Origin of the sequence: Salmonella sp. 32100201201700099SM, assembly GCF_017572645.1 — a bacterium.
GTDB classification, from domain to species: domain Bacteria; phylum Pseudomonadota; class Gammaproteobacteria; order Enterobacterales; family Enterobacteriaceae; genus Salmonella; species Salmonella enterica.
This window is the reverse complement of sequence record NZ_JAGERQ010000011.1, coordinates 167923-176007: the sequence shown is the minus strand read 5'-3', so window position 1 is coordinate 176007 and position 8085 is coordinate 167923. Positions and strand designations below refer to the sequence as shown.

Annotated in this window: 7 protein-coding genes and 2 rRNA genes; 6 read left to right on the top strand and 3 right to left on the bottom strand. The window is 50.5% G+C overall.

What is annotated here, in order from left to right; all coding sequences use genetic code 11:
• Both J4685_RS17935 and rrf read left to right on the top strand, forming a co-directional pair.
• A 23S ribosomal RNA gene (locus J4685_RS17935) occupies positions 1 to 97 on the top strand; the annotation flags it as partial.
• Between the two features lie 93 nt (positions 98 to 190).
• A 5S ribosomal RNA gene (rrf, locus tag J4685_RS17930) occupies positions 191 to 306 on the top strand.
• 302 nt (positions 307 to 608) lie between these two features.
• Here the strand turns inward: rrf and mobB are convergent.
• Both mobB and mobA read right to left on the bottom strand, forming a co-directional pair.
• The gene (mobB, locus tag J4685_RS17925; protein WP_010989262.1) at positions 609 to 1124 is read right to left on the bottom strand and encodes a molybdopterin-guanine dinucleotide biosynthesis protein MobB; all 516 of its coding nucleotides are present in this window, start codon (positions 1122 to 1124) and stop codon (positions 609 to 611) included.
• Positions 1121 to 1705: a molybdenum cofactor guanylyltransferase MobA gene (mobA, locus tag J4685_RS17920; protein WP_001046892.1), complete on the bottom strand. Its 585-nt coding sequence runs from the start codon at positions 1703 to 1705 to the stop codon at positions 1121 to 1123. Before mobA ends, mobB begins: the two co-directional genes overlap by 4 nt.
• Before the next feature lie 69 nt (positions 1706 to 1774).
• Here mobA and J4685_RS17915 point away from each other — a divergent pair, with 69 nt between their 5' ends.
• The 3 genes from J4685_RS17915 (at position 1775) to dsbA (ending at position 3747) form a co-directional block, all read left to right on the top strand.
• Positions 1775 to 2044 (top strand): YihD family protein, encoded by a 270-nt coding sequence (locus J4685_RS17915; RefSeq protein ID WP_000649858.1) that lies wholly within the window; start codon positions 1775 to 1777, stop codon positions 2042 to 2044.
• Positions 2045 to 2120: 76 nt separating this feature from the next.
• Complete coding sequence (locus J4685_RS17910; protein ID WP_000999265.1) at positions 2121 to 3107, top strand: serine/threonine protein kinase; 987 nt, start codon at positions 2121 to 2123, stop codon at positions 3105 to 3107.
• Between the two features lie 16 nt (positions 3108 to 3123).
• Complete coding sequence (gene dsbA, locus J4685_RS17905) at positions 3124 to 3747, top strand: thiol:disulfide interchange protein DsbA (RefSeq protein ID WP_000725364.1); 624 nt, start codon at positions 3124 to 3126, stop codon at positions 3745 to 3747.
• 12 nt (positions 3748 to 3759) lie between these two features.
• On the opposite strand, the gene J4685_RS17900 is transcribed toward dsbA, so the two are convergent.
• Positions 3760 to 4668 carry an acyltransferase gene (locus tag J4685_RS17900; RefSeq protein WP_000196902.1) on the bottom strand — a complete coding sequence of 303 codons (909 nt, stop codon included), beginning with the start codon at positions 4666 to 4668 and terminating at the stop codon, positions 3760 to 3762.
• Positions 4669 to 5055: 387 nt separating this feature from the next.
• Between J4685_RS17900 and polA the strand changes: the two genes are divergently transcribed.
• Positions 5056 to 7842 (top strand): DNA polymerase I, encoded by a 2787-nt coding sequence (gene polA / locus J4685_RS17895; protein WP_000249972.1) that lies wholly within the window; start codon positions 5056 to 5058, stop codon positions 7840 to 7842.
• The last annotated feature ends 243 nt before the right edge of the window (positions 7843 to 8085 follow it).

Here is an 8085-nt window from a genome sequence, read left to right as displayed (position 1 = left end):
GAAGGAACGTTGAAGACGACGACGTTGATAGGCCGGGTGTGTAAGCGCAGCGATGCGTTGAGCTAACCGGTACTAATGAACCGTGAGGCTTAACCTTACAACGCCGAAGATGTTTTGGCGGATGAGAGACGATTTTCAGCACTGATTCAGATTACATCAGAACGTAAAAACGGTCTGATAACAGAATTTGCCTGGCGGCAGTAGCGCGGTGGTCCCACCTGACCCCATGCCGAACTCAGAAGTGAAACGCCGTAGCGCCGATGGTAGTGTGGGGTCTCCCCATGCGAGAGTAGGGAACTGCCAGGCATCAAATAAAACAAAAGACCCTGTCGGAAGACAGGGCCTTTTGTTTTATCTGTGGTCTGCCGATGAGCACTCTCCTGAGGAGGACAAATCCGCCGGGAGCGGATTTGAACGTTGCGCAGCAACGGCCCGGAGAGGGGCGGGCAGGACGCCCGCCATAAACTGCCAGGCATCAGACAAGTGAAGAAGCCCATCCTGACGGACGGGCTTTTTTGCGTGTGCGGTAACTGTAAAACCGTAGGCCTGATAAGCGCAGCGCCATCAGGCAACCGGCACCGCCGGATGGCAGCTTCGCCTTATCCGGCCTACAAGGAACGTGCTTTCTCTAACCACCGCAAAATGAAGGCAGAAATCTGCGATACATCATTAAGATCCAAAACGGGTACCGCTACGGCAAGTGGAATATCACTGGCAACCGCAATAACATGCTCATCAAGAATTAATTCTTCCTCGCTGTGCCCACATCCCTGACGAAAAAGTAAGATCTTCGCAACTGCTTCGTGTTTAAACCCTTCAACAAGCACCAGATCCAGTTTTGATGCATCCATCCGGCTCACCAGCCATGCCAGATCCAACTCTTCTTGCCCCGGCGTTTCCGTCATTAACGCCCAGCGCTGCTGACTGGCAACCAGCGTCTGTGCCGCCCCGGCTTTACGCAGCTCGTAGCTATCTTTACCCGGTTTATCGACATCCATATCATGATGGGTATGCTTAATCAGCCCTGGCCGAATACCGTGCGCACAAAGTGCTGGGATCAGTTTTTTCAGCAGTGTTGTTTTTCCCGTGCCGCTCCATGCGGCAATGGCGAGTAGCGGTATCATGGTCTCTTTTGCCATTGCGCGAGTTCCTCCGGCGTGTTGACGTTCACAAATGCCTCCTTACAATCGCTGAAATCAACGGCGTGTCCGCCTACCTGGCGCATAAAAATCATTACCCGCCGCTCGCCTGCTTGCAAATAAGCTGTCAACTGGGGCTCAACGGCACGATTAATCAACGCGATCGTTGGATGATCGCGTTCTCCATCATGAACCCAAACCACGGGTGCGCCATGACGATGCGCTGCTAAACGATCGACCAGGTTGTGGGGGATACAGGGATTGTCACAGGGACAAAACAGAAACCAGTCGCCTGCTACCTGCTGAAAAACGGAAAGCATACCCGCCAGCGGACCGGGAAAGTCAGCGATTGAATCCGGAATGACTTTCAGGCCGCTGGCCTGGTAGATATCCAGATGGCGATTAGCACTAATTACGACCGTAGCAAGTTGTGGCGCGAGCGCGTCGGCAACGTGTCGCCAGAGCGGTTTCCCGTTCAGTTCAAGCAGACCTTTATCCGCACCTCCCATCCGCCGGGCTTTACCGCCTGCCAGCACCACGCCGGTTATTACTTCATCCAGATTCACCGATATCGCCTCTTTTATTGTGGGATTGACCCTGCTACCGTGTCTGTATCAAGAATAAGGAGCACAGCTATGAAATGTAAACGCCTGAATGAAGTCATTGAACTCCTCCAGCCAGCCTGGCAGAAAGAGCCTGATCTTAATCTGACGCAATTTTTGCAGAAACTGGCGAAAGAGTCAGGTTTTGACGGCAAACTGGAAGATTTAACTGATGATATCCTGATCTACCATCTGAAAATGCGCGATTCCGCCAAAGACGCCGCCATTCCAGGGATTCAAAAAGACTATGAAGAGGACTTTAAAACGGCGCTTTTACGCGCCCGCGGCGTTATTAAAGAGTAAAACCTTGTAAGCGGCGCCACCGAAATCGCCACGAAATGATATCCTGAATCATTCGTAGTATTTTCCGGATGATGGGATGAACGACAACGCTTTTACTTTCCAGACGCTACACCCGGAAACCATCATGGATGCGCTGTTTGAACAGGGGATCAGGGTGGATTCCGGGCTGACTCCACTAAACAGTTATGAAAACCGCGTCTATCAGTTTCAGGATGAAGACCGTCGACGTTTTGTCGTTAAGTTTTATCGTCCTGAACGCTGGTCTGTTGATCAAATTCGGGAAGAACACCAATTCGCGCTTGAACTGGTGAAGGATGAGGTTCCGGTTGCTGCTCCGCTCGCGTTTAATGGCCAGACGCTGTTAGCGCATCAGGGCTATCATTATGCCATTTTCCCCAGCGTAGGCGGTCGTCAGTTTGAAGCAGACAATATCGATCAGATGGAGGCGGTAGGGCGTTATCTTGGCCGATTGCATCAGACGGGGCGAAAACGTCCTTTCACTTTCCGGCCTGACATTGGGCTTGCAGAGTATCTTTTTGAACCTCGCCAGGTATTCGAAGATGCCGCACTGATTCCCTCCGGGCAAAAAGCGGCTTTCCTGAAAGCCACTGATACTCTACTGTCTGCGGTTACCGAATGCTGGCGCACCGATTTCGCCACGCTGCGATTGCACGGCGATTGTCATGCCGGCAACATTCTATGGCGTGATGGACCGCTGTTTGTCGATTTAGATGATGCCCGTAACGGCCCGGCGATACAGGATTTATGGATGCTGCTGAACGGCAACAAAGCCGAACAGCGAATGCAGCTTGAAACCATTATTGAAGCTTATGAAGAAGTTAGTGAGTTCGATACGGCTGAAATTGGTCTCATTGAACCTTTACGCGCCATGCGTTTAGTTTATTATCTTGCCTGGTTGATTCGTCGTTGGGGCGATCCTGCGTTTCCAAAAAATTTTCCCTGGTTAACAGGGGAAGATTACTGGCAGCGACAGACAACGACTTTTATTGAGCAGACTAAAATTTTGCACGAACCCCCTTTACAATTAACGCCAATGTATTAATCGGAGAGAGTTGATCATGAAAAAGATTTGGCTGGCGCTGGCTGGTATGGTTTTAGCTTTTAGCGCCTCGGCAGCACAGATCAGCGACGGTAAACAGTATATCACGCTGGATAAACCGGTCGCTGGCGAACCCCAGGTACTGGAGTTTTTCTCATTCTACTGCCCACATTGTTATCAGTTTGAAGAAGTGCTTCATGTGTCTGACAATGTGAAGAAAAAGCTGCCGGAAGGCACCAAAATGACCAAGTACCACGTTGAGTTCCTGGGGCCGTTGGGCAAGGAGCTCACCCAGGCATGGGCGGTGGCGATGGCGTTGGGTGTAGAAGATAAAGTCACGGTCCCGCTGTTTGAAGCCGTACAGAAAACCCAGACAGTACAATCTGCCGCGGATATCCGTAAAGTGTTCGTTGATGCGGGCGTAAAAGGCGAAGATTACGATGCGGCATGGAACAGCTTCGTGGTGAAATCACTGGTTGCGCAACAGGAGAAAGCCGCGGCTGACCTGCAACTGCAGGGCGTTCCGGCGATGTTCGTCAATGGCAAATACCAGATTAACCCACAAGGCATGGATACCAGCAGCATGGATGTTTTTGTTCAGCAGTATGCTGATACCGTGAAATATTTGGTTGATAAAAAATAAAAAGAACGCCGGTCACTGACCGGCGTTTTTATAAGATGTTTTAATCTCTTCTATCTGTATATCTTTCTTATCCCACAGCGTATTAAGCCAACGTTGAAAACGGCGTTTGAATGTTTTGTCGTTCACGTAATCGCCGTGCAGTTCTTCATTTATGGGTTCCAGTTGCACCCGAACAACAATACGCGTCAGCCTACCGCTTAGCATATCGTAGAAGGGGTGGCGATCGTTGTTTGGGTAACACAACGTAATATTAAGCAGCTTATCGAACTGTGAGCCTAAAACATTAATCGCCATTGCAATACCGGCTGCTTTTGGCGGCAACAGATGTTGATAGGGTGAATGCGTTTGCTGACGTTTCTCATGCGTAAATCGCGAGCCTTCAACAAAGTTAACGATAGTGGTGGGATACCGACGAAACTTTTCGCAAGAGCGACGAGTTGTTTCAACATCTTTGCCGCGTCGATCGGGGTGGCGGAGCAGGTAGCTACGGGAGTAGCGCTTCATAAACGGCATATCTAATGCCCAGCACGCCAGGCCAATGAACGGTACCCAGGCCAATTGCTGTTTAAGAAAGTACTTATTCATTGGGATATGCTTGCGGAACAGAACGCAAAGCACAACGATATCGGCCCAGCTGCGATGATTACAAATCAGTAAATACCAATTTTTCTTGCTCAGCCCTTCTAACCCTTCTACATCCCATTGCAAGTGCGGATTAAGGCGTAACAGCGCTGCAAGACCAGCACACCAGCAATACATCATGAAATTGCAGAAAATGGAGACCTTGCGCCAGATACCGGGAACAGGCAAAAGAAGCTTTACCATACCGGCAACGATGATCGGTACTGAGCAAACAATAGTGACCAGGATGGTCAATACGATACTCAATGGTAGCGTGATAGCCGCGAGTATTCTCGTCATAATAAATTATTCAAAAGTTAGCCATAAACGGTGCGCGAAAAGGGCGCAAGAGGCTGATTCTATCAGAAAACGATGCTAATGATGGCGCTGAGTGAAATAGAAACACTCGTAACAACTATCCACATTATGATAACGGCATGAATCAGATAATCAGAAAAACGTGATGTTAACAACTCATTGAAAATAATGGTTAATTATTAAGATGAGAAGGCTATCGCGCTGATTTTAAAGTAATGGTAAGAATTTACACACAAAGTTATCCACAGGTTGTTTTGCGAGCGATCCTGAAGATCGACAAAACTTTTCCGCAAATGCGGCGAAAAACTCAAGTTTTCCTCCTGTATGTGGCATCCTTTAACCATAATCTGTTAAATAGGCACGGACATTATGGTTCAGATCCCAGAAAACCCACTTATTCTCGTAGATGGCTCATCCTATCTCTATCGCGCCTATCATGCGTTTCCGCCGTTAACCAACAGCGCGGGAGAACCTACGGGCGCAATGTATGGTGTCCTCAACATGTTGCGCAGCCTGATCATGCAGTATCAGCCGACGCATGCTGCGGTGGTGTTTGACGCCAAAGGAAAAACCTTCCGTGACGAGCTCTTTGAACACTACAAATCGCATCGTCCTCCGATGCCGGATGATCTGCGTGCGCAAATAGAGCCGTTACATGCCATGGTTAAAGCCATGGGGTTACCTCTGCTGGCGGTCTCTGGCGTAGAAGCGGATGACGTTATCGGTACACTGGCGCGAGAAGCGGAGAAGGTGGGGCGTCCGGTATTAATCAGCACCGGCGATAAAGATATGGCACAGTTGGTGACGCCGAATATTACGCTGATCAACACCATGACTAACACCATCCTCGGCCCGGATGAAGTCGTTAATAAGTACGGCGTGCCGCCTGAGCTGATTATCGACTTTCTGGCGCTGATGGGGGACTCCTCGGATAATATTCCAGGCGTACCAGGCGTGGGTGAGAAGACGGCGCAAGCTTTGCTTCAGGGATTGGGCGGCCTGGATACGCTGTACGCCGAGCCGGAAAAAATTGCCGGTCTCACTTTCCGCGGCGCCAAAACGATGGCCGGTAAATTAGCGCAGAATAAAGACGTAGCGTACCTGTCTTATAAACTCGCCACCATTAAAACGGATGTTGAACTGGAGCTGACCTGCGAACAGCTTGAAGTGCAGCAGCCGATTGCGGATGAACTGCTGGGCCTGTTTAAAAAATATGAGTTTAAGCGCTGGACGGCGGACGTTGAGTCAGGCAAGTGGCTACAGGCAAAGGGCGCGAAACCGGCGGCCAAACCGCAGGAAACGGTCGTTATTGATGAATCGCCCAGCGAACCGGCAGCGGCGCTCTCTTATGAAAATTATGTCACGATTCTGGACGACGTTACGCTGGAAAGCTGGATTGAAAAGCTGAAAAAAGCGCCAGTTTTTGCTTTCGACACGGAGACCGACAGTCTGGATAATATCGCCGCCAACCTGGTGGGCCTCTCGTTTGCTATCGAACCTGGCGTTGCCGCGTATGTACCTGTCGCGCATGATTATCTGGACGCTCCGGATCAAATCTCCCGCCAGCGTGCTCTGGAACTGCTGAAGCCGCTGCTGGAAGATGAAAAAGTGCGCAAAGTGGGGCAAAACCTCAAGTACGATCGCGGCGTCTTGCAAAATTACGGTATTGAGCTGCGCGGTATCGCCTTCGATACCATGCTTGAGTCTTACATTCTGAACAGCGTCGCCGGACGCCATGATATGGACAGTTTGTCCGATCGTTGGCTGAAGCACAAAACTATCACCTTTGAAGACATTGCCGGTAAAGGTAAAAACCAGCTCACCTTTAACCAGATCGCACTGGAGGAAGCGGGGCGCTATGCGGCAGAAGATGCGGATGTCACATTACAGTTGCATCTCAAAATGTGGCCAGAGCTCCAGCAGCACAAAGGCCCGCTGAATGTTTTCGAAAACATCGAAATGCCGCTGGTGCCGGTACTGTCACGCGTTGAGCGCAATGGCGTAAAAATCGATCCTGCCGTCCTGCACAAACATTCGGAAGAAATCACACTACGTCTGGCGGAACTGGAAAAGAAAGCGCATGACATTGCGGGCGAGGCGTTCAACCTGTCCTCGACGAAGCAGTTGCAGACCATCCTGTTTGAAAAGCAGGGTATTAAGCCGCTGAAGAAAACGCCTGGCGGCGCGCCGTCAACGTCGGAAGAGGTGCTGGAAGAGCTGGCGCTGGACTATCCGCTGCCGAAAGTGATTCTGGAGTATCGTGGTCTGGCGAAGCTAAAATCCACCTATACCGATAAGCTGCCGCTGATGATTAACCCGAAAACCGGGCGCGTCCATACGTCCTATCATCAGGCGGTAACGGCGACGGGACGTTTATCGTCCACCGATCCGAACCTGCAAAATATTCCGGTGCGCAATGAAGAGGGCCGCCGCATTCGTCAGGCATTTATTGCGCCTGAGGATTATCTCATCGTGTCTGCGGACTATTCACAGATTGAGCTGCGTATTATGGCGCATCTTTCCCGTGATAAAGGGCTGCTCACGGCGTTCGCCGAAGGGAAAGATATTCACCGCGCAACGGCGGCGGAAGTCTTTGGCTTGCCGCTGGATAGCGTGACCGGGGAACAGCGCCGAAGTGCGAAAGCCATTAACTTTGGCCTGATTTACGGGATGAGCGCCTTCGGTCTTTCTCGCCAGCTTAATATTCCGCGTAAAGAGGCGCAGAAGTATATGGATCTCTACTTCGAACGCTACCCTGGCGTGCTGGAATATATGGAGCGCACCCGCGCTCAGGCAAAAGAACAAGGCTATGTGGAAACTCTGGAGGGGCGCCGCCTTTACCTGCCGGATATTAAATCCAGCAACGCGGCGCGGCGCGCGGGGGCGGAACGCGCGGCGATCAATGCTCCCATGCAAGGAACGGCTGCCGATATCATCAAGCGCGCCATGATTGCCGTCGATGCCTGGCTACAGGCCGAGCAGCCGCGCGTGCGGATGATTATGCAGGTACACGATGAATTAGTGTTCGAGGTGCATAAAGACGACTTAGATGCGGTAGCAAAACGTATCCATCAGTTGATGGAAAACTGCACGCGTATTGATGTGCCGTTGCTGGTGGAAGTCGGTAGCGGAGAAAATTGGGATCAAGCGCACTAAGCATTTAAGGAATAACGCGCTTTTTTCGTAATTAAGCAACATAAGCACGGGGGTTTTGTGATGGGTATTAGAATTCCCTATGTAAAGAATGAAAAAAATTACGAAAAGGTCTTTCTGTGTTGCTCAAAAAAGAGTAAAGTTATTCACGTAGGGTACAGAGGTAAGATGTTCTATCTTTCAGACCTTTTACTTCACGTAATCGGATTTGGCTGAATATTTTAGCCGCCCCAGTCAGTTTATGAC